The organism is Streptomyces sp. TLI_171 (assembly GCF_003610255.1).
Classification (GTDB): domain Bacteria; phylum Actinomycetota; class Actinomycetes; order Streptomycetales; family Streptomycetaceae; genus Kitasatospora.
In genome coordinates, this window is sequence record NZ_RAPS01000001.1 from 5,994,312 (window position 1) to 6,019,049 (window position 24,738).

Below are 24,738 nucleotides of genomic sequence, written 5' to 3' on the forward strand. Positions count from 1 at the left end.
TCGATCGGGAGAGAACGCGGACAGGGACATGCGGCTGGGGCCGGCCGTGGCGGGATCACCGGGACGAACCGGCCGCGGACGGAGAGGTCCGGGCCCTGGCACGATCCTGGCATCAGGGGAGAGGCCGGAGGTAAGCATTCTGACTGGTAGAGCCTGCGGGCCGGAGCGGTCCTCAGGCCCGCCGCGATTACCGGCCTGTGCCGGTCGCAGCGATGCTCGGGGCACCCACGCCGGCCGGGCAGCCGGGCAGTGCCGACTCGGTGCGACCCGAGGCGGCCGCGGCCGGGTCCAGGTCGGGTCCGGCGGCCACCATGAGCAGCAACGCCGAAGGTACGCCTTGGAGTTCGGAGGTGTTGTAGCCGAGGGCGGCGAGGGCGTCGTCGGAGGTGATTCGGTACCGGACGCCGGAATCGGTGACCAGGTAACGGGCGTCTCCGAGGGCCGTTCCGGTACTGCTGAGGGCTTGGGCCAGTACGCCGTGTCCGGCCTTCGCTTCGACCAGGTCCACCGGCAGGCAGGCACCGGCCACGTGGTCCGCCGGCTGGTCGGTGATGTCGTCGGGGTTCGTGGCGGCGTGGACAATGGTGGTTGAGACGGCGACCGGTGCTCCGCCGTGGGCGCTGGGCCGGACCTGGGCACAGGCCAGGCTGCCGACGGGTACCGAGGCGAGGTGCGGCGGCGCGTCCGGCAGCCCGCTGCCAGGACTCGCGTCGATCGTAGCGCTGCGGCCCTGTACGGCGGCAGCGGAGATGGCTACCGCGGTTGGCGCGCCGTCGTCGTACGCCTTGGCCCGGACTTCCGGATCGCCGAGCGTCAATGCGGCGCCGAGCGCGGTCAGCCGGACCAGCCCGGAGGTGGTCAGCTGGTGGTACTGCACGGCCGATCCGGGCACCTGCACCGCGAAGACCTGGCCGATTCTGGTCTTCGTGCCGGCCAGGTCGGGTCCGGCCGCGCCCAGGTCGGTGACGTGGGGCGGGGTGAGGTCGGGCCCGACCGGCAGGGCGTTGATGAAGGCCGCCGAGACGGGCCGGGCCGCTGCCGAACCGAGTCCGAGTGCGGATTGGGCGCCGTGTTCGGTGTCCAGCCGGAGCCGGGTTCCATGCCACACCAGGTGGCGGACGCCGTCCGGACCCTGCACCAGTAGTGCCTCGGTATCCTGCAGGGCCTGGCCGGGGTCGGTGAAGCCGATCGTCAAGCGGGTGGCGGCGGTGGCCGTGCCGGCGGTGTCGCGGGTGAGCCCAGAACACACCTGCCACGGCGCGTCGCTGAGCGCCGTCGTGGCAGGCAGGCTCTGCGGGGCGCCCGCAGTGCCCAGCGGGGCACCGCGCGGGGTGTCGGCCAGGTCGCCGGCCGACGCCTCGACCGGACCCTTCCCCGCGCCGACCAGCAGCATGGCCGACGCCTGATTGAGGACTGGACGCAGCCGGCCGTCCAGGTACAGGTACCGGGTCCCGGTACCCTTCTCGATGACCAGGGTGCCGTCGGCCCGCCAGGAGTCAACGCCGCCGGGGGAGACCAGGCCGAGGAGGGCCGCGCCGGCGGAAAGCACGCCGGACACGGCGAGGCCCACCGCCAGGCCCTTGTGGGTCCGGACGCCGGGGCTCCCGTCGTTGTCGGGGTTGCTACGAAGCAGGCCAGAGGCGAGCCGGCCCATGAGGAACATGTGGGCCTGCACCTGGTCACGCTTGGTCTGCACGGGACCTCCTGAGGGATGGCGAGGGTCGGACGTCGGGCCGGGCGGGACAGGATCGGGACTGCGGGGGGTGCGGCGCGCGCCGCCGGCCGCTGCTGCTCAGCTGGTGAGTGCGCGCAGGTGGCCGTACAGGCCGAGGACCCACAGCGCCAGCGGGAGGAGGGCGCAGGCGGCGAGCGAGTGCGCGAGTTCGGCGGCCCGGCCCCAGTACGGCACCAGTCGACGGCCCGGCAGCATGCCGACGGCCAGGGCTAGCGCGGCGGTCGCGCCGAGCAGGCAGCCGACCAGCCCGGGCAGCGACAGTGCGCCGGCGGCTGCCCGGCCGAGGAGGATGGCGGCGGCACCGGCCGTTCCGGCCGCCTGCACGGGCAGCCGCTGCCGGACGCTGCCCTGGTGCCGGCCGTGCAGGAGCAGCAGCAGCGACAGCACCGTCGCGGTCGTCACGGCGTCGGTCGTGCCCTCCAGCGCCAGCGTGACCGCGCAGACCGCGCAGACCGCGCCGGTAGCGGTGAACAATGCGGTGAGCCAGGAGGACGCGACCGCGGACCGGCGGGCCACGTCGGCGCTGGGGAACGGTTCGATGCCGTCCTGGAGTTGGCTGGGCGAGGTCGGCAGCGGCCGCAGCTGCAGTCCGGCCACCCGGAAAGCCAGGACCGGCACCGAGCCGGTCAGGGCGACCGCCAGGACGGCGGTCACTGCGGCTGAGTGCTCCGGTGACGGTCCGAGGAGAAGTGCGGTGCCTCCGGCGAGCAGGGCGAACGCCGCCACAACGCCCACTCCTGCGGCGGCTGGCCGGAATCGGGACGACCAGGCCACGACGGTGACGGCGGCGGCCGACGCACCGGCACCGGCCGCCAGCATGGGCGCCGCCAATACCGTCTGGGCCGCGGCGTGGCCGGTCAGCCCCGAGTCGGCCAGCAGCCAGCCCGCCAGTGCCGCACCCGCGGTGCCGGCGAGGCCGAGGACCGCGCCCGTGGCCTCGTCGTGCAGGGCCCAGGCGACCACGGGGGCGGCGGTCAGCAGCAGCAGGGCAAGACAGGCGACCGTCGCCGGCTGTCCCCCGTACGCGGCCACGGCCCACACGGCGGCCGCCGCCACGACGGCGGCAGCGCGCAGCAGGCGGGCCCGCACCACGGCGGTGGCGGTGGCGGGTGACGCCGCTGCGGCTTCGGCCGTGCGGGGCGTGCTGACCAAGGGCGGCAGCGCATTGTGGTGCGGTCGGAGCAGGACCGTTTCGCCGTCGCGCAGGCCGACCGAGGCCAAGGTCGTTTCGTCGTCCAGCGGCGCCCCGCCGAGGCACTGCAGGACCCAACCGCTGCCGGGCGCGGTAACGGGTTCGGGGCTGATCCCCGCAAACTCCAGAACGGCCGGCAGCAGGTCGCCGACCGGTACGTCGTCCGGTACGGCCAGGTCCTCCGACCGGTCCGGCATCTTCAGGTGCAGTCGGCACAGTCCTGCGATCGCCTCGTTCATCCGTGCCTCCTCTCGTCATGGTCCGTCTCGGTGTTCAGGACAGTTCCCACGGGCCGCGGGTGGTCGTTCGGGTGGGTGCGTGGGCTGGTGCCCGCTGTCCGCGTTGCGCCGTTCAATGAGCGGCCCGCCAGCCGCGTCGGCGTCCTCTCGGGACGGCCCAGGCCGCCGCCCCGACGGTGACCGCCACACCCGTTGCACCGAGCGTGATCGCCACCGCCCTCCGCCGGGCACCGCCGTCGGAGACCGGCCGCGGCAGGACCGCGGGCCGGGCCGACGTGGGCGCCGCGCCCGGCGCGGCGACGGTGGCGGAGACAGCGGCCGCCACGTCCAACCGCGGGACGTCGGCCGGGAAGGCGGTGGCGGTGAGCCGGGCAGCGGTCTGAGCGGCCGTCAGCCCGGGCCGGTAGGAACGCACCAGGGCCGCCGCGCCGCCCACCAGCCCGACCGCCAGGGACGGGCCAGAGCCAGTGAGGACACCGTCGCCGCGCGGGCCGATCCCCACCACCCGGTCGCCCGGGGCGGCCAGGTCCGCGTGCTTCGGTTCAGGTGCTTCGGTGAGGCGGCTGCCGTCGGCGCCGAAGTCCAGGACGGACAGCACGCCGTCGGCGGCGGCCGGCCAGTAGTCGCGCGGAGGCGGGGCCCCTTCCCCATTGTTCGTCGCGGAATCGGGCCCGGCCGGGGCGACCACCAGCACGTCATGTTCGGCGGCGGACCGCAGAGCCGCGTCCAGGGCCAGTGAGGAGGAAGCCAGGGCGAATGGGACCACGGCCACCTTCGCGCCGCCCGCCACCGCCTGCTGCAGAGCGCTCGCGACCGAGTCTGCCGTGGCGTGGCCCCGCAGGTCAGTGCCGCGTACGGCCAGCACCCTGGCCTGCGGGGCCACGCCCGTGAACGGGAGCCCCTCCACTGGGCCGCCGACTGCGAGGCCGGCGACGAAGGTGCCGTGGCCAACGCAGTCGTTTCCGCCGTCGCCTACCGCGGTGACCCGGCCGGACAGTGCCTTCGCCGCACCGTCCACGCCGGTGTCCACCACCGCGACCACCGTGCCGGATCCCCGGGTGAGTGCCCAGGCCGCGTCCAGGCCGAGCAGGGACTGCGTCCACGGTTCAGCTCGCGCCGTGACCGTCGAGCCGGGTCGGCACGGAGCGTTGTCGGCCAGCTCGTTCACCACGACCGGCAGCGGGGCCTGGGACGCGGACGGGGAAGGGTCGGCGGCCGGACGCCCCGCCGCGGTCGCCGGGCCGACCGGCAGCAGGACCGACAGAAGCAGCACGGCCGGCAGCGTGGTGCCGGCGGCACGGCGGGGGAGCATGGCGAAGTGCTCTGACATGGTTCCGGATCGTAGGGAGCCCGCGGGCCGCCGCGGCGTCGTCTGCGTGACCGGTCGCACGAATACGTCACCGGGCCGGTCGGCGGGGTGGGTTCGACTACGTCTACGTCGTCGTCTACGTCGTCCGGTGGGGCTCACGCGGCCGGGCCTGAATACGTCAACGTGCGGTGGCCCCGGACCGCGGACTTGGGGAAACCTGGGCCGGGTCCGGGGTCGACCGGTCGACGAGGTGCCGCACCCCGCCGGCCGGCCGTCCGGACCACCCGCTCGGCTCGGCTCGGTCCGGCCGGACCGACATCGAGGAGACCGCGTGGTACGTCAGGTGCTCACCGTCGACCAGCATGGCGGGGGCGACTTCACCACGATCGTCGCCGCGCTGGGGCACGCCCGCGCCGGTGCCGTGATCAGCATCCGTCCCGGTCGATACGAGGAGAACCTCGTCATCGCGCACCGGCTCACCCTCGCGGCCGACGGGCCGCGCGGCTCGGTCGAGATCTGCCCGCGCCGGGACCGGGCGCTCACCCTGGCCGCCGACGCCGTCATGGTCAGCGACCTACTGCTGCGCGGTGGCGAGTCGGACGTGCCGGTGGTGCACGCCGTCGGCGGCCAGCTCGCGATGGACGGCTGCGAGGTGGTCGGCACCGCCTGGGTTGCCGTGCTCTCCAGCGACGGCGGGTCGCTGGCGATGCGGGACTGCCGGGTCACGAACCCGATCGGAGCTGGCATCGTCGTCACCTCGGCGACCGCTTCCGTGGTCGACAACTGCACCGTCGAACACCTCGGCACCACCGCGTTGGCCGTGCTGGAACGGGGCCGCATCACCGCCCGCGGCTGCCGGTTCCGGGACGCCCGGGGAAACGGCGTCCTTGCCAACGGTGAGTCCCGGGGTGAGGTGGAGGACTGCACCGTGTCCTCCGCCGACAAGCCTGCCCTCGCGCTGGAGGGTGCCACCACCCTTGCGGTGCGCACTACCGAGGTCACCGGTGTTACCGTCGGTGTCTACGTCACCAGTACCTCCCGCACCGTCCTGGAAGACGTCAGGGTCGCCGACACCAGCGGCCACGGCATCGTCGTCGCAGGCGGGTCCGACCCGCTGCTGCGCCGGTGTTCCACGGATGGCACCCGGGGCAGCGGGCTGTTCATCACCGGCAAGGCCCGGGGCACCTTCGAGGACTGCACCTTCGCCGCGGCGTCCCTATCGGGCGTCCGGATCACCGAGTCCTCCGCGCCGGTTCTCACCGGCACCCTGGTCCGCGACGCGGAAGGCGTGGCGGTGCAGATCGGCGACGAATCGGTCGCCGAGTTTGACCGGCTGGACGTCGTGGACGCGCTCGGGGTCGGCATCGGCATCCGGGCCGGCGCAAACCCGCTGCTGCGCCGAGCGAGGGTGGTCCGGGCCCGTGGCCACGGCGTGCACGTCGCGGAGGACGGTCGGGGACGGCTGGAGCACTGCGAGATCGAGGAGGCGGGTTCGTCCGGCATCAGGATCGAAGGCCACGGTAACCCCTTCGTTACCAATGCGACCCTGCGTGGTTGCACCCAGGCGGGAGTGTCCGTCGGTGCACGCGGGCGTGGCTCCCTGCGCGACTGCAACATCGAGGGCTCCGGCACCGAGGGCGTCTCGGTCGAGGACGGCGGCGAACTGTCACTGACCCGGGTGCGGGTGGCCGGTTCCGGTGCGCACGGCGTGCTGATCGCGGCGGGCGGCCGGGCCTCTCTGAACGCCTGCGAATTCCACGACTGTAGCGGCGATGGCATCCGCGTCGACAGCACCGAGCAGGTCACAGTCGCGGACTGCCAGGTACGCGGTAACCGGGGTGCCGGACTGCGACACTCCCGGCCCGGCTCGCGGCTGGGAGTCGACGGGCTGGTGTCTGCCGCCAACGGTGCCACCGACGTCTGGGACGGCGCACCGCCGCAAGAGCTGCCCGCCGGATCCGGGGCGGGTCAGGACGACCTTCCGGCCCCCGGAACTCCGCTCGGCGACCTGCACGCACTGGTCGGTCTGGAAGGCGTCAAGCACCAGGTCACCACGCTGATCAACCTCAATCGGCTGGCACAGCATCGGGCCCGGCTCGGCATGCCCGCACCGCCGATGAGCCGGCACCTGGTCTTCGCCGGGCCGCCGGGCACCGGCAAGACCAGCGTGGCGCGGCTCTACGGCTCGATCCTCGCGGACCTGGGCTCGCTGCGCTCCGGGCACATCGTCGAAGTCGCCCGGGCCGACCTGGTGGCGCAGGTCATCGGCGGCACCGCAATCAAGACGACGGAGGTGTTCGAGAAGGCGCTCGGCGGTGTCCTGTTCATCGACGAGGCGTACACCTTGCTCGGCGACAAGGGATCCGGCGCCGATTTCGGGCAGGAGGCCATCGATACCCTGGTCAAGCTGATGGAGGACCATCGTGACGAGGTCGTGGTGATCGTGGCCGGCTACTCGAAGGAGATGCAAAGCTTCCTCGCCGCCAACCCCGGCCTGGCCTCCCGGTTCACCCGCACCATCGAGTTCGTCAACTACACCGTCGACGAACTGGTCACCATCGTCGGCAACATGTGCGAGGCGCACAGCTACGCCCTGGACCCCCTCGCGGTGGAGGCGCTGCGAGTGCTGTTCACTGCCCTGCCCAGGGACGCGGGGTTCGGCAACGGCCGGGCGGCCCGCAAGGTCTTCGAGGAGATGGTCGACCGGCAGGCCTTCAGGCTCGCCACCCAGGGTCAGGTCTCCGAGGACGACCTCGCCCTGTTGACCGCAGAGGACGTCGGCGACGACGCCGCCGCGCAGGTCCGGGGAGGCAGCAAGGCTGCTCCCGGCGACTCGGACGCGCTGGCCAGGCTCAACGCGATGACCGGACTCGGGGCGGTCAAGGCCGAGGTGCGGGGCATCGTTGACCTGCTCGCCGCCACCCGGGCCCGGGAGGCCGCTGGGCTGCCCACGCCCAGGCTCAGCCACCACCTGGTCTTCGTCGGCCCGCCGGGTACCGGCAAGACCACGGTGGCCCGGCTCTATGCCGAACTGCTGCGCTCCTTCGGGGTGCTGCCGCGCGGCCAGCTGGTCGAGGTCGGCCGCGCAGACCTGGTCGGGCGGTACGTCGGCCACACCGCCCAGCTGACCAAGGAGGCGTTCACTCGTGCGCTGGGCGGTGTCCTGTTTATCGACGAGGCCTACACCCTCACTCCGGCCGGATCGAGCAACGACTTCGGCCAGGAGGCGGTCGACACCCTGCTCAAGCTGATGGAGGACCACCGGGACGAGATTGTCGTCATCGCGGCTGGCTACACCGACGAGATGCACCGCTTCCTGGATTCCAACCCCGGCTTGGCCTCCCGCTTCAACCGGCACATCCCGTTCGAGGACTACAGCACCGACGAACTGGTCTCCATCGTTCGCGAGCACGCAGAGCAGGTCGGCTACCGGCTGTCGGCCGACACCGTGGAGGCGGTCCGCACCCACTTTGGCACGCTGCCGCGCGGTCGGTCTTTCGGAAACGCCCGCACCGCAAGGCAGTTGGTGGAGACGATGATGACCCGGCAGGCGGGACGGATCGGTGCGCTGGCCGCGCCGAACGTGAACGACCTGACCGGGCTGCTCCCGGAGGACCTGCCGGTGCGTCTGGCCGGCTGAACCACCGAGGGACCGGGCGGGACGGGCGACCTCGCACGGACCGCCCGGATCTCCCCGTGAGGCGGGGTCCTCAGATGGCCCCGGTTTGCAGGGCGTGGGCGACGGCGTGGGAGCGGTTGCGCAGCCGCAGTCGGCTCATCATCCCGGCCAGGATGTTCTTGATGGTGCGCTCGGAGTAGTTCAATTCCCGCGCCACCTCGGCGGTGTTGAGACCTTGTGACAGCAGCCGCAGCACCTCGATCTCGCGGGTTGCGAAGCCGGCCAGCGCCAGCCCGTGCGGTTCCAGTACGTCCCGCTGGAGGTTGCGGACCCGGTCGATCAGCGAGCGGATGTGCTCCCCGGGCAGCATCGAGTGGCCGCGGCCGGCTTCCCAGACGGCGTGCCGGATCTGTGGCATCGAAGAGTGGGCCCGGTCCAGATAGCACACAAGGCCGAGGGCGAAGGACTGGAGCAGGTGCCGTTCACCGATCCGGTCCGCGACCAGCACGATCACCGGGCCGCTGACCTCGCGCAGGCGGTCCATCGTGGAGTCGTCGACCTCGGTGGCCAGGACCAGGGCGACGGCTGCCTCGGCATGCCGCTCGGGCGGCAGTACCGCAAGACGGGACGACGCCCGCAGGTAGGCCTCGACGGCGTCGCGGGTCATCCGGTCGTCGGTGTGCACCACGATCGGGAGGGTCGGGGCGGTCGGCGAGTCGGTCATGGATGGTCTCCCTCCGTCTTTGCCCAGTGCGGCGCCCTCGGGACTGTGCCGCCGCCGGGCAGTTCCGGGTGCACGTTAGCGCGCCCCGATGGCCGGAAGGGCAACCAACAGCCCGAAGGGGCAGTGTGGTTGCCCTTCCGGCCATCGGGGCGCGTGGAAGGAGGGGGCCGACGTCGCGGAGGGGGATGACGGAGGATCAGCAGGCGGCGAGGGAGTCGGCCTGTGGGCCGGCGGCGTTCGGGCGGACGGTGAAGGTGTCCATGCCCCACGCATGGTGGCGGCTGAACTCCCTGCGACGGGAGGTGAGATGGGGCGTCAGCCGGTCCAGCCGGCCACGCAGCGCGGGCAGGCTCATCGGGCGGGTGGCCGAACCCAGCAGGCAGCGGAGGTCGTGGCAGCAGACCGGCCGGGTCGTCCGGCACAGCAGTTCCAGCAGCACGTCCTGCGACCGGAAGAACAGTCTGCCGGATGCACCGTCACAGGCACACGTTCCCGCGCAGGGGCAGTCCGGACGGCTTCGGTTCTCCGACGTCCGGACCGGGTACGGGCCGGGGCCCTGGAAGGCCGCAGCGCAACGGGCATCGGCGAGCAGCCGGGCGGCGAGTACCCGCGGCGGCTCGTCGCGGCGGACCACGTTCTGCGCGCCGGCCTCCAGCAGCGGTACGACGTCCGTGTCGGCGGGCACCGTCACGGTGACCGGGGCCAGCAGGCGGGCCGCCCGGACGAACTGTGCCAGGGCGCCGTCCGGTTGGGGGGCCAGTCCTGGCAGATCGAGGACGGCCAGGGCACCGGGGTTGTGCAGCAGGTACTGGTAGCCATGGGAGTCGCCCCACGGGCGGCACGCGAGTACCGGCAGGCCGGCGGCGCGCAGCGACGAGGTCCAGGCGGCGGATCGTTCGGGCTCAAGCGAGATCACGAGGGCGGCAGGTGCCGAGACGGGCCAGAGGCGTCCCTGCCCTGGGTGGGCTGCCGCGGCGGTTCGGGTGGGCGTTTCCATGGCGGCTCCTCCGGAGACCGGCGTCGACAGGCTGGGGGTCCCGAGTACGGGGGGGGGGGGCACCCGCGCGGCCTTCGGGCCGGGGCACGGGCGGTGACGTACTCCTGCTGCTTCGGCAGGAGGCGGGCGCAGCCGACCGAGGTCAGGCCGACGGGGAGAGCTGTCGGGTCCGCGGCGGTGGCGTGCGACGGGTGCCTCGTTCCAGGCAAGCCGCACCGACGTGCTCGGCGACAGGGCGCGGGCGCCTCGCTGCACCTTCGTACACCGCTCCCGTCCCGTCGCTTTCCGGTCACCGCCCCTTCCGCCCGCAGTGGTGGTTCGTTGAGGCAACGTAAGCTCCACCGCTACTGTCGCCTTCGAATGTGAGGTCGAGGCCAGCAGAAGTGAGCGACAGTCAAGGCTTGGGGCAGGGCGCAGCGTGCAGCTCTCCGACGCCGGAACGGTGGCGGATCGGGCACCGGTAGCGGCTCATTGGTGCAGTGCTCGTCGGTCGGGGTAGTCGAAGGCGATCGGGGCACGCTCAGATAGGGAACGCCGCGCGGGAGGACTGGTCTCCACCGTCGGCACCAGGCCTCCCAGGACCCGTGACGTTGCTCCACTTCCCGGGGAAGGCCACCTCGAACCGCCTGTCCCTTCCGCCCGGCCGCTCGGCTGCCGGGACGGAGCAGGGCCGGGTACGACGACCGGTGGAGAACATGAATTCTGGTGCAGCCAGAGACCCGCGGCGCCGCCTGCGCTTCGCCGTGCGCGCCGTGGCCCTCGTCGCCACCACGACCGCCCTGCTCCTTCTCGGTTCCGCCGCGCTCTCACCGGTCCGCCGGGACGCGGCTGCTGCCACCGCGGCGGCCCGCTCCGCGAGTTGGATCCAGCCGACGGTCCAGTTCCTCGCGGCCCTGGCCGACCAGCAGTCCGCGGCCGTGCGCGGCGACCGCCCGAACTGGGTCGACGTGAACGCGGCACTCGCCCGGATCGTGGCCGTCGACGACGGCGGTGACCCCGTGCTGACCAGCCGCCGCCAGGGCCTGGAACAGCACCTCGAAGGCCTACGCAACACCCCCGGCCGCGCCGACACCGCCTACTCCTCCTTCTCCGCGGTCATCGACCTGACGCTGGACCTGCTGCGCCGGGCCGCGGAAGCGGCGGAGACGGTGCCCACCGACCTCACCGGCCCGCGCCACCTGGCGGGCGCCGCCGCGCTGCACCTGCCCGAACTCATCGCCGAAGCAGGACGGCTGGAGGACCTGTCCCGGCTGGCAGTAGCAGCCGGCCCGGCAGCGGCCGCCCCCATGCGGGCCAAGGCCCAGGTGGCCCGCCACCAGCTCGCCGCCGCCGGCAGCGCGCTGGAGACCGATCTGGAGCTCGGCCTCGACGGCGGAGAGGGCAGCGAGGTCGTGCTAAATCTGGTCGGGGGGGTGGACCGGCTGCACGATTTGGTCGGAGCGTTGGCCCCGTCGGCCACCCTCACCAACGACGACTCCTCCGCCGCGGACCCGGGGACGCTGGCCTCCGACCGGGCGGACCTCGCCGAGGCCGCCGCCCGTCTGACTGCTGGTCTCAGCACCTCCGTCCGCGCCCAGTTCGCCGACCGGCGGCACGCCGCCGACCGCGCCGCGCTCACCATCATGTCAGCACTGGCCGGAGCCGTGTTGTGCCTGCTCGTTCTCATCGGCACCAGTCGCACAATCGTCGAACGCGGGTTCAAGGTGCGCCTGTCCGGAGCCCAGGCGTTCCCCCTGCTCGGCCGGACGGCGGACCGACGCCGCCGGAGAGACGGCCGGGAGGGGCCGGCCGACGGAGTCGACGGGAAGGGCCCCCACTCCGGGACGATTGAACCGGGACGTTCCCCGCGATCGCTGACGAAGATCCTTTCAGACTACGACGGCAGCACAACTGGCGGGGCTCCGTCGCCGGACTGGTTGGACAACGGCCGCCACCGCGCCGCACCTTTCGAGGAGACCGCCGGTGTCCGACCCTAGCTCTCCCGCCCGCGACCCGCTCAGTCCGGGTCGGTCTGCCCGCCGCTTGCTCGTCCGCCACCGGATCGTGCTACTGGTAGTGCTGCCCCTGACTATGGTGCTGTTGCTGACCGCAGCCTTCGTGGCCAACCGCCTGGACAGCGCCCGCGAGGCCGGCCGGGGGGCGGAGGCCGCCGCGACCGTCCGGGCCGTCGGCCGCCTGGTGGGCGCGCTGTCCGAGGAGCGTTCCGCCGCCGTCCAGCACCTGCTGACGCCCGGTGACGACTCGTCGGAGCTCGCCGCCCGGGCGGAGGATGTCCGGGCGGCGGCGGCAGGCCTGCGCGACGCCGCAGACCCGCGCTTGCGCGCCGCCGTCACCGCGTTGGACCGGCTCATCGGGACCAGGGCCCTGCTGTGGCCAGGGAAGGCCACACCGGCGGAGGTCGACGCCGCCTGGGACGGCGCGGTGGACGGCCTGGTTGACGCGCTCGGACTGACAACAGGCCCGGCCCCCGACCCCTCCGCCGCCGCCCGCCACCAGGGGCTGGACGCCCTGATCCGGGCCAATGAACAGGCCGATCGGGCCGGCCTGGAAGCACTCGTCCTGCTGATCGCCCCCGACCTGGAACAGGGCGAGCGGATCCGCGTCCGTACCGCCCTGGCCACCGCGCAGAGCCTCCAGACACAGCAGGCGGCCAGGTTCCGGCAGTTGGCGTCCTCGTCCGACCGCCTGCTGTTCGACCTGGTCGTGCACGGCGACGCGGCGGACCAGGTGGCGGCACTGGTGTCCGCCGCCGGGACCGGAGATGCGGCCCAGGCCGGCTCCGATGCCTCGCGACGCGCCCTGTCCCGGAACCTCACCGCCGTCCGCACCCAGAGCCTGCTGCGCCGACTTGTGCAGGATCGGATCGCCCGTGACACCCTCGACGCCTCGCAGGCCGTCTCGGCTGCGGCGCGGAGTGACGCAGTGCTGCTGACCGGCCTGTCGTTGTTGCTGACGGCCGCCGTCGTGGTTCTGTCCGTGCTGCTGGGACGGTCCATCGCGGGGCCGCTCCGCAGACTCACCGAGGCTGCCAGCGAAGTGGCCGCCCTGGCCAACTCGGAGCTGGAGCGCGTCGCGGACGAGGTGGACGGTGGCGGTGCCGAGCCGGAGCCGCCCCGGCTGCGCAGACTGGACATCCGGTCTGCCGACGAGATCGGTGCGCTGGCGCGCGCCGTCGACCAGGTCCAGGCCACTGCCGTCGCACTGGTGCAGCGGCAACTGCAGGGCCGACGCAACATCGCCGGCATGTTCCGGAGCGTCGGCCTGCGCACCCAGAACCTGGTGGGCCGTCAGTTCGAGGTCATTGACCGGCTGGAGAGCGAAGAACAGGACCCCGTGGTGCTGGAGCGCCTGTACCGGCTGGACCATCTCACCGCCAGGCTCCGCCGACATGCCGACGCCCTGATGGTGCTCTCGGACCAGGACGAACCGGCTGTGGATGCGGGTCCTCAGTCCCTGGCGGACCTGCTGCGGACGGCGCTCGGCGGTGTCGAGGACTACCGGCGGGTCGACCTGACGGCCGTGCCCCGCGCGGAGGTGCCGCCTGCCCTCGCCGACGACCTGCTGCTGATGGTCACCGAACTGCTCGACAACGCCATCGCGTTCTCGCCTCCGCATACCCGTGTCCGGCTTGCAGCCGAGTCGTGGGGCGCGGGCGGAGTCCTGATCAGCATAGTCGACCACGGACTCGGCATGGCCGATGCGGCCCGCGACCGCGAGAACGAACGACTGGTCCACCGTGAGCGCCTCGACCTGGTCCCCACCAATGTCCTCGGCCTTTTCGTGGTGGGTCGGCTCAGCCGTCGCCACGGCCTGAACACCGTGCTCCGTCCCACACCTGGCGGTGGCACCACTGCCGAGGTCCTGCTGCCCATGCTTCCGTCGGCTGCCGGCCATCACGCCCCTGCCGGGCCGAGCCCGAGCCGGCCGCAGGCTGTACCGGGGGTTCCCGCACGGCCGATGGAGTCGGCCGGTATCGCGGGTACGGCACCGGTCCTGCCACGGCCCGCGCTGCCGGAGAACGGGCTGACCCCCGGATTCGGCTGGTTCGCGCAGGGACCGCCGCGCGCTGCCGGTGCGAAGTCCGCGCGGTCGGGCCCCGCACTGAGGCCTCCTGACCCGGACGGCTGGGACGCAAACCCCGCCGGGCCGGCCGGACCCGCCGCAGGTCAGCCCGGCGATCCCGGGGCGCCGGGCCTTGCGCGCCGTGTGCCGGGGGCGAGCTTGCGCGCCGAGGCACGGTCCACGGGCGCCCAGCACCCTTGGTCTGGCAGTTCCTGGAAGGCCACCGATCCCGGGGCCGTCCAGGCGGACCTGGAGGCGTTCGAGACCGGCGTGGCCCGCGCTGCCGCAGCACCTGATGCCCCCGGTCAGGGCAACCGGACGGCACTGGCCGTCCGGGAACACTACGAGGAGGGACACCGTCCGTGAATGCTCCCGCCACCGCCCTCAGCGTTGAGGCGCAGAACTTCAATTGGCTGCTCGACCACTTCGCCGCCGAAACAGCCGGTGTACGACAAGCAGTCGCCGTCTCCTCCGACGGACTGCTCGTCGCAGCCTCCGACGGACACACTGGCCGCGGGCGTCCCCGGACCGCGGTAGACCCCGGTGCGGCCGACCGGCTTGCGGCGGTCCTCTCGGGGCTGATCGCGCTGGCCGGCGGGGCCTCGGCGGACCACGGGTTGGGCCCGTTGGAGAAAGTTGTGGTCGACCTCGCCGACGGCTACCTCGTGCTGATGTCCGTCAGCGCCGGTTGCACCCTCGGCGTTGTCGCGGCGAAACCCGCCGCCCTGGGCACGGTTGCCTACGAGATGGCCCTCTTCGTCAACCGGACCGGGTCCGTGCTCACGCCCACGCTCATCGACGAGTTGAAGAGCGCGGTCCACAGGTGACATTGCCGCCGTCGCCCGTCTCCGGTCCCGTCGGCGGGCAGACTTCACGACTACGCCCGTTCCTCCTCACGGGGGGACGGGCGTACGGCGCGGACGCGGCGATCGCCCTGGAGACCCAGGTGGTGTCCAGGCAGGCCGGATTCGACGCGCTCGGCGAGCTCGCCTTCGAGAGCGCCGACATCGTTCGCCTCTGCGCGGTGCCGCTGTCCGTGGCCGAGATCTCCGCGCGAATGCGCCTGCACCTGGGCGTCGTCCGGGTGCTGGTCGGTGACCTCGCGGGGGCTGGCCTGCTCGACATCCACGTTCCCGACACCGACGCGGCCCGCAACGTCAACACGATCCTGAGGGTGCTCCATGGGCTTCGTGCCATCTCCTGAAGCGGCGGGATCCGCCACTGGCCCGTCGGCCGCCGCCCGGCGGCCTCCGACCCCGGTCAAGGTGGTCATCGCGGGGGGCTTCGGCGTGGGCAAGACCACCGCCGTACGCTCCATTTCCGACATCGCCCCGCTGACCACGGAGGCGCTGATGACCGAGGCCGCGGCCGGCATCGACGACGGCAGGCTGGTACCGGTGAAGTCCACCACCACCGTCGCGATGGACTTCGGCCGCATCCGGATCGACGACGACCTCGTGCTCTACCTCTTCGGCACGCCGGGCCAGGACCGGTTCGGCTTCATGTGGGCCGACCTTGCCGAGGGTGCGTTCGGCGCGCTGGTCATCGTCGACAGCCGCCGCCTGGAAGACAGCTTTGCCGTCGTAGACCGGATCGAGCAGCTCGGACTGCCGTACGTGGTCGCCGTCAACGCATTCGACGGCAGTACGGCGCACGACCTGGGGACCGTCCGGTGGGCCCTGGCCCTGGACCCGGAACAGCCGGTGGTTGCCTTCGACGCCCGCGACCGGCGGACCGTGCGCGACGCCCTGGTGGTGCTGCTGCACCGGGTGTTGGCCTATGTCCAGACGTCGTCGCCGGTCGGCTGATCCGGCCCAGGCGATGTCAGTCGACGAGAGAACGACGCGCGGGGACTGCTGCGGTGGGCAGCCACTCCGATGGCGTGCGAGCGGCGCCACTCGGTCGGGGTGGTTCCGTGTGCGTTCTTGAACCGCCGGGAGAAGTGCGCCTGGGAGGTGAACCCCCATGCCCTGGCCACGGCACCGACCGTGGCCGTCGAAGCGGGGTCGGCCAGTTCGCGGGCCGCCCCCTCCAGGCGTTGCTCGATGATGTAGCCCTCCAGGCTCGTCCCGGCCAGCTCCAGTTCCTTGTACAACGTGCGGACCGAGACATCGTGGGCCGCCGCAATGGACTCTGCCGACAGGCCGGGCCGCATCGGGGCGGCACGGACGTAGGCGAGGATCCGGGTGGTCAGCGTCTCGCGCAGCGCGTCCGACTTCTCCGGGTGCGCGCCGATTGCGGACAGCAACATGGCGCGCACTAGGTCGGCCCCAGCCGAGGCAATTAGCTCCCGGCCGGGATCCAGCGACAACTGATCGCCATGTACGTAGAGTTGAGTGAGGAAGGACCGCACGAGCGGGTACACCGGCGTTGACAGCGCATACGGCAGGGCGAGCCGGACGGCGTCCACGCTCACGCCCAGCGTCTGCAGGTCGAGCATGAATGCGTGAGTGGCGGAGCCGGCACCGACGGTGTAGTCGTAGGGTGCGGTGAGGTCGTTGATCATCATCTCACCCTCGGCGAGTTCGATCTGGCGACCGTGCTGCTCGAACTGGGCCGTCCCCCGCAGTTGCAGGCCTAGGGCGAGGACCTCGGGTGCCCCGGCACCTAGGTGCCGGGGAGTGCGGGTCAGGACGTAGCCCGTGGACGCGGCGGAGTGGACTATGCCGGTGCCGAGCTGCCAGAACGTCGTCTTCACCCGCATCGCCGACGGCGTTCCCATCCCGACAACGCGGCACGGGTCACAGGCCTCCCGCATGAAAGCGTGGAACGCGTCCCCCCGCTCGTCCCGGGGGAGTTGGGCGGAGTCGTAACGCAGCACGAGCATCCCTCTTTGTCCGGTGCGCGAGGTGCGGGAGATCCACTCAGGCTGTGCGGTGGAGCCGACGTCATCTTGCTCTGCCACGCAATCGCTGGCAAGTACCGGGAGATTGCACGATTGTGACGGGGAACTATCGTTCGGGAGGACTGTCGCCGCTGATCAGCGGACATTCTCGTCCAGGCCCGCGGCGACCAGCGCGTCGCGGAGCGCGGAGCGGGACGTGATCCGGAGCTTGGGAAACAGGTTGTACAGGTGCGTGCTTACCGTCCGGTGGGAGACGAAGAGGCGTTCGGCGATCTGACGGTTCGACAGGCCGGTGGCCGCCAGGCGGGCGATCTGCAGCTCCTGCGCGGTGAGTTCGGTGCGGTCCTGCCGGGCAGCTCCCGTGACATGGGTCGAGCCGGCCGTCCCTCGCCGGGCCGACCGGGCGGCCTCGGCCCAGGAGACGGCACCCAGCCGGCGGAAGGCCGAGATGGCGGTCGCGAGTTCGTCGGCTGCCTCCGGACAGCGATCGCCGTCGAGCAGCGCGCGGCCCCGGGCGAGGCGGAGGCGTGCATGCTCGAACGGGGCCTCGGCCGCAGCGAGAGCGGCCAGCGCGTCCGTCGTGGCGGAGGCGTCGGCCGTGGGCCCGGCGAGCAGGATCCGCGCCGCAGCCAGAAGAGCGGCGGCGCGCGGTGAGCGCGGTCGTCCCACCGATGCGGCGACGGCCTCGGCGCGCGGTCGGTCGCCACCGCGCAGCGCCGCCTCCACCCGGTCCAGGACCAGTAGCGAGAGCCCGGGCACGGCCGGATTCAGCGGCATCAGCGCCTCCGCGGCGGCGGCACCGGCTGCGTCGTCCAGAGCGAGCGCGGCCATCAGCCGGACGTGGGCGACGGCGGTGCGTCCGACCGTCCCGGCCTCGTCGGGGAGGGCTGCGGCGCGGGCGCCGTCGCCGCGTGCCGCAGCGGCCAGCGCTCCCGCTGCGCCCAACAGGGCGGCGGACGAGGCAAGCCGGCATTCGAGGGCGACCGCCCGGCCCTCTGCGGCCAGGGTCTCCGCCTCGGACCAGTGGCCCCGGGCGTAGGCGTCCCTGGCCAGCAGCAGTAGGGCGGACACCCGCACTGCCGCCCAGCTGGCGACGGCAGCATCGTCGGCGGCCTGCTGGGTGGCGGCCCGCAGCGTCCCCAGGACACCGTCCGTAGGGAGCCGCAGCCGGGCCTCCGCCAGGGCCGTTACGGACGACGGGTAGCCTGTGGGACCGCCGGGGCACCGCCGTCCGGTCCGCACGGTACCGGGCGGACCGTCGCCCGATGCCGCGCCCCTGTCCGGGCAGGGAGCCGTGGCTGGGAAGGACAGCACGCCCGCCTCGCAGACCGCGGTGAGCGCGCCTTCCAGTACCATCATCCGGTCCCTGGACGACGCTCGCAGTGCGGGTGAGGCGAGGGCAGCGGCGAGGACCGAGGCGGCGGATTCGGCGTCGCCGTCGCGTTCGACGAGCACCAGGGCTTCGGCCTCGGCCACGGCGTCGGCCCAGGCTGCGTCCGCCGGATTCCTGCCGGACAGGTCGACCGCCGAGCGTGCCTGCGAGAGCAGGCCGGCGGCGGTGTCGACCCACCCCGCCCACGCGGCCACCCTGGTGGCCAGGACCAGCCTCCGGTGCCGGTCTGCCAGGTCGGGACTGAGATCGGAGGCCCGGCGCAAGGTCTCCAGGGCCCCGCGGGCTGTCATCCTGGCCGACGCCGCCTCCATGGCAGCCGCGGCCTCCTCGTCCACACCGAGCGCGGCGGCACCCAGGTGGGCGGCCCGGCCGTCGGGCGTCTGCTCCGGGGAGAGAGCCAGCAGCCTGTGTGCTGCGCGCAGTTGCTCGGGAGCTGCACCGCGTACGGCGGCGGCGCGGAGCAGCGGGTCGGTGAGCACGAGCCTGTTGCCGTCCACCACCGCCAGGTCGGCCCGTTCCAGCGCGGCCAGTGCGCTTGCCGCGTCCGGGACGACCGACCACAGCACCCGCAGCTCCGCGGATCGCTCCAGAGCCGCGAGCAGCAGGAACTCGGATGCTGCGGGAGGTAGTTGGGCGATGCGCGCGAGCAGAGGGGCTACGGTCCGGCTGCTCACCGGCAGCGGGTCCGGCAGCGGTGATGTCCCGGCCCGTTGGGCGGCGGTCAACCGCTCGGGCATATCGAGCAGGGCCCGGGGGTTGCCCTGCGCGCTGCGAAGTACAGCCGCCCGGACGCCGGGATCCAGGCCGGGACGGCGCAGGTCCAGCAACCGTCCGGCCTCGGCCCGGCCCAGGGGCGGCAAAAGTAGCTCCGGCAGGTGCTCGGCCGCCAGCGCACCCGGCTGGTCCGCCCGCACTGAGGCGAGCAGCGCCACCGGCTCGGTGCGCAACCGCCGGGCGATGAAGCCCAGAACCCGGGCGCTCGGCGCATCCGTCCACTGCGCGTCGTCCACGGACAGCAGCAACGGGCGTTCCTGCGCTGCCTCGTGCAGCAGTGCCAGCACCGACACCGCCACCGTGACCGTCCACAGGTCCTGCTGTTCCCCGGCCCCCCCGGAGCGGGGCTCCGGAACCCGATGGAGCAGCAGCTCCGAACCTCCGGGAGCGGTGCCGCCAGCCAAGTCGCGGAGCAGCTCGTCGCTGCCAGCCGCGCTGCCGGCACCAGCCGCCGCGGGCGGCAGGACGCCCGGCGTCAGTAGTCCCTCCAGCAGGGACCGTTGCGGGCGTCGCAGTCGTCCGAGCTGTTCCCTGAGGGCGTACAGGAGTTGGTGCAGCACCGAATATGGGAAGGACTGCTCGGCCTCGACCGCGACGGCTCCGACCACTCGTCCGCCACGTCTGCGGTGTTCCCGGGCAGTCCACGCCTGGAGCAGCGAGCGGCCCGCCCCCGGGCTGCCGGTCAGCAGGACGGCGCCGCCGGACCGCTGCTCGTTGGTCGTCGCCAACAGGGCAGTCAGGGCGGTGGTCTGGGCGTGCCGTCCAATCACGTCGCTCAGATCACCGGAGTCGTCCGGGCCGAGGAGCGCTTTCTTGGTCTCCGCGAGCTGTCGTTCCTGCCGTCCGTCCGCCTGGGCGCCCGCTCCGGAGCCGAACCGGTCTCGGGGCGCCGGATACGGACGGTTGGGACGCAACAGGGTTCGCCGCCTCTCTGGTGCTGACGGGCGCGGCATCCGCAGGGGTGCCGCAGGGGATGGCCCGGACGGGAGGGACGCACGGTTGTCCCCGAGGAGGGTCGCGTTCCGAGGCAGGTCCATCCCAGCACAGCGCAGGTTGAGGAAGTGCGGGTGGCCAGTGATCGGCCCTCTTCGGACACCAGGCTGTGCCCTCTGGGGCGCGTCCGGCCCGCATCCGCCCGGCCGGTCTGGCTGACGGTGTGTAAAAAAGGCGGTCAGGAACCAGAGTTGATGTCGGCGTTGACCATGGCGCCGTCCTGGAGGCCCCAGTGGTCCAGCAACGTCATGTAGACGCCGCCGTCGATGACCTCGTCCACGGCCTGGTAGAGCGCGGCCGAGAGGTCCTTGTCGGCAGCCCGGACCGCCATGCCGTACGGCTCGGGGCGAAGGTTGGCGACCGCAGTCCGTACTGCCTTGCCGCCGCGGAAGGTCGCCGCGAGGTGGACCGCCACGGGGTAGTCGGAGACGGTGGCGTCGGTCCGGCCGTCAGCGATCTCCTTCATCGAGTCCTCCTCGCTGGCTACGGTCCGGATGGTCGGCTCGGGGCGATGGGCGGTTCGGCAGTTGTCGGCGGTGCGATGGGCGAAGTCCTCGTGGATGGTCCCCTGTCGCACCACTATCCGCAGGCCGCACAAGTCGGCGGCCTCGTGCACCTCGTGCGGATTGTCCGCCGCGACCACGATGCCGGTGCCGGCCTGGAAGTAGTCGACGAAGTCCACCGGTCCACGGATGGCCCCGCCCGGCTTGTCCCGGCCGAGGCGGCGAGCCCGGGTGTCTGTCATGCCCGACAGGACCAGGTCCACTTTGTTTGTGGTGAGCGAGTCCAACAGGTCGGAGAACGGTATGTCGACCAACGTTAGCTTCACCCCCAGCCGACGGGACAGCTCCGCCGCCAGCTCGACCTCCATGCCTTGGGCCGTGCCTGCCGCGTCGCGCGACTCCAGCGGCGGCACCCGCAGGTCCATTCCCACCCGCAGCGTGCCCCGGTCCCGATGGCCGGCAGACAGCGCGCTGGCCGCGCCGCCGGGAGCCCCCGCACAGCCTGCGGCGGACACCGTCAGCAGCAGACTCGTCAGGACACCCAGCTGCCGGACGGCGCGGCTGCGGAGACTCGGGCGGCGGCCGACCCGATCGGACGGCGGAACGAAGGTGTCCCGACCAGCGTGCGGCGAGGCTGACATGTTGCTCCTTCAAAGCTCGGTGTACCGCCGGGCGAGCCGGCGGGCGGGTGGTCGCATGTGCGGGTGGGCCGGATGCGTCCGATCCACCTGGGGTCAGACGACGCCGAGCAACCCGGGCAGGCGGTGCCGGTACGGCGTGTCGGTCCCGTGGGACGGATCGGCGGGTGCAGCAGGGGCAGGCGTGGTGAGCAGGCTCGACAGCTTGGTGTGGACGACCCGGTCGGCAGCCGGATTCGGGCTGTCCGTGCCGCGCGGCACCTCGCGCATCAGGAGGGTTGATCTCCCGTTCGTGTCCGGGTGGGACCCGAGCACGGAGAACCGGCTGCCCGGGGCGAACACCACGAACGGCACACCGTCGGGGCCCGTAAGCAGGGCAGCGTCCCGTCCGCCGGACGAGTGAGCCAACACCCCCGGAACGGTGTGGGTTCCGCGGCCCTTCCGGGCCGTCCACAGGGCCCAGTCGGCCACGGTGGGTTGTTCGGCGTACCACCAGACCTGGTGCGGGTTCAGACGGTTTGGCAGGTGGACCGGACCCTGGTAAGCCGGGAGCAGGGCCAGCGCCTCGACCGCGCAGCGGGCCAGTGCCAGCATGACTGCGGGGCCGCCACGGAAGAGCGCGGCCTCGGCGTCGGCGGCGGACCCGGGCCGGTGCAGGAAAAGCCACAGGGCCGCCAGGTCGGTGACCGCCTCGGACGGTGCCCGGCCGCGGATCAGCCCCGGACGGTCGACCAGCAGCAGGGCGACCCGGTCGGCCGCCGCGGTGAAGCCTTCGGCGTCCCGGCTGCGGAGGGCATCGCGTGCTGCGGCCAGCGCTTCTGGGGCCTGTGCCCCGGGCGTGGGAAGCACCACGGGCACCGGCTGCGGCTCGACCTCGGGGGCGGGACGGGGCGAGCGGTCGGCGGGGCTGCCCGAGTCCAGCGGGCCGGCATAGGCGGCGACGGAGTGTCGGGGGGTGCTGCCGACCGAGGGCACGGCCCTGGACGGCGCGGGCCGCTCCGCGAGCGGCGCGTCGTGCCGGTGGGCGGTCGCCAAATCGCCTGCGACCACCAACTCCATTCCCTCGACCGGTGGATCGCTCTCCGGCGGAGCCAGGGCGACGACGGGGGGCCGGCGGTCTTCCGGACGGGGGACGTTCCGGGGCACTGCAGGGCCGACGGCGGTGTCCGGTGGTGGGACGGGGACTGAAACGGTGTCGGCCGAGGACGGCGGAGCGACGGTGGGAGGTGCCGCTTCCGTCCGGCCTACCGTCCCCCTGGACACGTCGAGGGCGTGCGGTCGCAGGGCGCGCTCCGACCGGGGGTCCAGGCGGCGCAGCGCCTCGCCGGCCAGGTACTCGAGCCGTGCCGCGTAGAAGTGGTCGGCCTCCCAGAGCACCAACTCGCCCCACGGGTCCGGGGGCAGGCTTCGGAACCGGGCGGCGGTGGTCGGCTCGGGAATGCCGGGGGCCCGTAGCCACAGGCCGGCCCGGACGACCTCGACGACGGCGTCGGTCGAGAAGCGGTACACGGCCGTGCCCTCGGCCTGCAGTTCTTGTACGGGCCAGGCATGCCGGATCACCAACGGGCCAGGCCCGGCCGGGTGGCCCGGCGGGAGGTGCGCCGCCTCCAGCGCGCCGAGCGGACGCCCGACCGCCCCGCCGGGTAGCAGGGCGAACGTCTGCAGGACCGTCCGGCCCGGACCGCTGGTGGGGACGGCGGGAAGTCCGCAGAAGCTGTGCACCGGAATTCCCAGCAACTCGGCTACCTGGTCAGGGAGTTCGGTGCGGTTGAGAGCGGGTGGGGTCGATGCGGGGCTCGGGCCGGCCGCGGCTTCCGGGCCGACGGGCAGCGCCACCAGGCGGACTGCGCCGACCAGGCGCCGCGGCAGATTGCCGAGCACCGCCGCCACGTCCGCCGCGGTGACGTGACCCCCGGGGCCACCGACGACGAGCGCGCAGTGCGGCCCGGGACCGAGTAGCTGTGACTCCAGCCACAGTCGGTGGTCCGCCGCCGACGCCTCGTCCCCGGGCGTGCTGGGATCCGGGCGTAGCCACATGCCGGCGGCCAGCGGTTCGAGTACTGTGCCGGGCGTCGGGCGGAGCGGCTGCTCGGGGACGTCCACCTCCCACGGCGGTGCGGGGAAACGGCGCGAGTGCAGGACTGGCCGCATTCCCGGAGCGCACAGCAGCCATCCGCGGCCGCTGGCGGCGGGTACATGCAGCACGCCGCCGGCGGCCGGCATCGGCTGCCCCTCCGCGACGAGCACCCCGGTGCCGAGCAGCCGGGCCAGCAGCGCGCCCGCGGCGGCGGGGCCGCCCCTCGGAGCACGGCCGAAGACGATCCGCAGGGGAGTGTTCCGGGGCAAGACCCGGGCCAGTTCGCGCAGCGCGGCCTCACCCGCGCCGCCCGGCAGATCGACCACCACCAGCGTGTGTTCGGCGTCCGTGGCCAATCCCGCCGCGAACACCCACGCCCGTTGGTCGTAGCCGCCGTGCGGGTGCGCGAGCCACGCACGTCCGGCCCGGACCAGCACCATCTTGTGGTAGGGGGGCCCGGACGCCGGCGCGGGAGGAGCGGGGGCAGAACCGGCGGGGGAGCCGTCGGGTGTCAATGCGCGGTGCCCGTCTGCCAGATGACGCTTCCACCGTAGGTGATCACCACGTTGCCGTCGGCGCGGAACACCAGCACCGCCCCGGCGTGGCCAGCGGTGTTGGAGCTCAGCACGGTTGCGTTGGCGGAGTTGTAGAGCACGAAGTTGCCGTCTGCCTGGAAGACGAGCTTGAGGTTGCTGCCCGAACTGTTGGTCTGCCAGCGCACGACGCCGTTCTCGTCCAGCACCTGGACGTTTCCGCCGGTGGTCAGCAGCACCCTGGTGCGGTCCGAGGAGATGCTCTCGCCGGCGTTCACCACCAGAGTGTTGACGAAGGTCTTGTCGTGGTACGTCGGGCTGGCTTGGGGCGCCGGCGCGGCGGCAGCCTTCGTGGCACCGGGACTCGGCGCAGCGGCGGCGGTGGGGGCCTTTGCACCGGTGGACCCCAGGGTGCTTGCAGCGGTGGTCCGTCCGGTGCTGCCGGACGACGCAGCCACGCTCGGCGACGGTGTCGCGGCGACCAACGGCACCGCCCTGGAGGCCGTCGGCGCAGGGCCGGGAGCGATCGGTGGGGCGTCCTCTGTGGGCGCGTCGTCGATCGCCGGTGCTGCCGCAGCCGGAGCGGTCGCGCCCGCTGCCGCCGTCGTGGAAGGACCGTCGCCGTTGCCGCCCTGGACGAGCACGGCCGCGGTCAGCAGACCGAGCGTAATGGCGATTCCGCCCGCCGCCACGGCGAACCGGTGCCGGGACGGTCCCCCGTCACCGGCCTGCGGATCGGCCTCGGGATCGTCCGGGTCGTCGCTGTCGAACAGGGATACCCGGCGGGGGACCGGCTCGGCCTCACCCGCGAGATCCGTCGCATCCAGGGCGTCCTGCGCTTCCGCCGAAGCGGAACCGCTGACGGTACCGGAGGCATCCGCGCCGGGCTCGATGCCCCGGCCAGGCTCCACCGCCGGACCGGGGGCAGCGACGGCGGGTCCGGACGCGGGGGCGGGCGAGCGGTTCTCGAAGACCGAGTGCCAGGGGACCGGCCGGTCCCACACGGCCCCACCGCCCGCCTCGGGGCGGGCGGACGCCGCAGCGGGCGCGGTTCCTGCCGGGTGGTCAGTGCGGTCGGTACTCATCCGGTGCTGCTCCTTGTCGG

General features: G+C 73.0%; 16 protein-coding genes. 6 read left to right on the forward strand and 10 right to left on the reverse strand.

Features of this window, described 5'->3' with window-relative positions; translation table 11 throughout:
- Positions 1-187: 187 nt before the first annotated feature.
- The 3 genes from eccB to BX266_RS27085 form a co-directional block, all read right to left on the reverse strand.
- The gene (gene eccB, locus BX266_RS27075; RefSeq protein ID WP_099903992.1) at positions 188-1,696 is read right to left on the reverse strand and encodes a type VII secretion protein EccB; all 1,509 of its coding nucleotides are present in this window, start codon (positions 1,694-1,696) and stop codon (positions 188-190) included.
- A 96-nt stretch (positions 1,697-1,792) separates the two neighbouring features.
- Complete coding sequence (gene eccD, locus BX266_RS27080) at positions 1,793-3,166, reverse strand: type VII secretion integral membrane protein EccD (RefSeq protein WP_099903994.1); 1,374 nt, start codon at positions 3,164-3,166, stop codon at positions 1,793-1,795.
- A gap of 112 nt (positions 3,167-3,278) precedes the next feature.
- Entirely contained in the window at positions 3,279-4,496 is a 1,218-nt protein-coding gene (locus tag BX266_RS27085; protein ID WP_099903996.1) for a S8 family serine peptidase, read from the reverse strand.
- 310 nt (positions 4,497-4,806) lie between these two features.
- On the opposite strand from BX266_RS27085, the gene BX266_RS27090 reads away from it, so the two are divergent.
- Positions 4,807-8,115: a right-handed parallel beta-helix repeat-containing protein gene (locus tag BX266_RS27090; protein ID WP_099903998.1), complete on the forward strand. Its 3,309-nt coding sequence runs from the start codon at positions 4,807-4,809 to the stop codon at positions 8,113-8,115.
- 70 nt (positions 8,116-8,185) lie between these two features.
- Here the strand turns inward: BX266_RS27090 and BX266_RS27095 are convergent, their stop codons facing one another.
- Positions 8,186-8,818, reverse strand: a complete 633-nt coding sequence (locus BX266_RS27095; RefSeq protein ID WP_218969267.1) for a LuxR C-terminal-related transcriptional regulator — start codon at positions 8,816-8,818, stop codon at positions 8,186-8,188.
- A 196-nt stretch (positions 8,819-9,014) separates the two neighbouring features.
- Positions 9,015-9,734, reverse strand: a complete 720-nt coding sequence (locus BX266_RS27100) for a hypothetical protein (protein ID WP_099904000.1) — start codon at positions 9,732-9,734, stop codon at positions 9,015-9,017.
- Positions 9,735-10,510: 776 nt separating this feature from the next.
- Here BX266_RS27100 and BX266_RS27105 point away from each other — a divergent pair.
- From BX266_RS27105 to BX266_RS27125, 5 genes are all read left to right on the forward strand, one after another.
- The gene (locus tag BX266_RS27105; protein WP_143686999.1) at positions 10,511-11,791 is read left to right on the forward strand and encodes a hypothetical protein; all 1,281 of its coding nucleotides are present in this window, start codon (positions 10,511-10,513) and stop codon (positions 11,789-11,791) included.
- A gap of 103 nt (positions 11,792-11,894) precedes the next feature.
- Positions 11,895-14,243, forward strand: a complete 2,349-nt coding sequence (locus BX266_RS27110; RefSeq protein ID WP_180290627.1) for an ATP-binding protein — start codon at positions 11,895-11,897, stop codon at positions 14,241-14,243.
- Positions 14,240-14,704 carry a roadblock/LC7 domain-containing protein gene (locus BX266_RS27115; protein WP_099904006.1) on the forward strand — a complete coding sequence of 155 codons (465 nt, stop codon included), beginning with the start codon at positions 14,240-14,242 and terminating at the stop codon, positions 14,702-14,704. Before BX266_RS27110 ends, BX266_RS27115 begins: the two co-directional genes overlap by 4 nt.
- A complete protein-coding gene (locus tag BX266_RS27120; protein ID WP_099904008.1) occupies positions 14,701-15,081 on the forward strand; it encodes a DUF742 domain-containing protein in 381 nt (126 codons plus the stop codon). The genes BX266_RS27115 and BX266_RS27120 overlap by 4 nt, the downstream gene beginning before the upstream one ends.
- The gene (locus tag BX266_RS27125) at positions 15,059-15,685 is read left to right on the forward strand and encodes an ATP/GTP-binding protein (protein ID WP_099904010.1); all 627 of its coding nucleotides are present in this window, start codon (positions 15,059-15,061) and stop codon (positions 15,683-15,685) included. The genes BX266_RS27120 and BX266_RS27125 overlap by 23 nt, the downstream gene beginning before the upstream one ends.
- Here BX266_RS27125 and BX266_RS27130 read toward each other — a convergent pair.
- From BX266_RS27130 to BX266_RS27150, 5 genes are all read right to left on the reverse strand, one after another.
- Positions 15,655-16,782 (reverse strand): helix-turn-helix domain-containing protein, encoded by a 1,128-nt coding sequence (locus BX266_RS27130; protein ID WP_220659693.1) that lies wholly within the window; start codon positions 16,780-16,782, stop codon positions 15,655-15,657. The genes BX266_RS27125 and BX266_RS27130 overlap by 31 nt on opposite strands.
- Before the next feature lie 75 nt (positions 16,783-16,857).
- Entirely contained in the window at positions 16,858-19,803 is a 2,946-nt protein-coding gene (locus BX266_RS27135; protein WP_180290628.1) for a LuxR C-terminal-related transcriptional regulator, read from the reverse strand.
- A 257-nt stretch (positions 19,804-20,060) separates the two neighbouring features.
- Entirely contained in the window at positions 20,061-20,810 is a 750-nt protein-coding gene (locus tag BX266_RS27140; RefSeq protein ID WP_180290629.1) for a transporter substrate-binding domain-containing protein, read from the reverse strand.
- 309 nt (positions 20,811-21,119) lie between these two features.
- Positions 21,120-23,540 (reverse strand): hypothetical protein, encoded by a 2,421-nt coding sequence (locus BX266_RS27145; RefSeq protein WP_099904018.1) that lies wholly within the window; start codon positions 23,538-23,540, stop codon positions 21,120-21,122.
- A gap of 71 nt (positions 23,541-23,611) precedes the next feature.
- Positions 23,612-24,718, reverse strand: coding sequence for a hypothetical protein (locus tag BX266_RS27150; RefSeq protein WP_143687001.1), 1,107 nt, complete (start codon positions 24,716-24,718; stop codon positions 23,612-23,614).
- Positions 24,719-24,738: the final 20 nt, after the last annotated feature.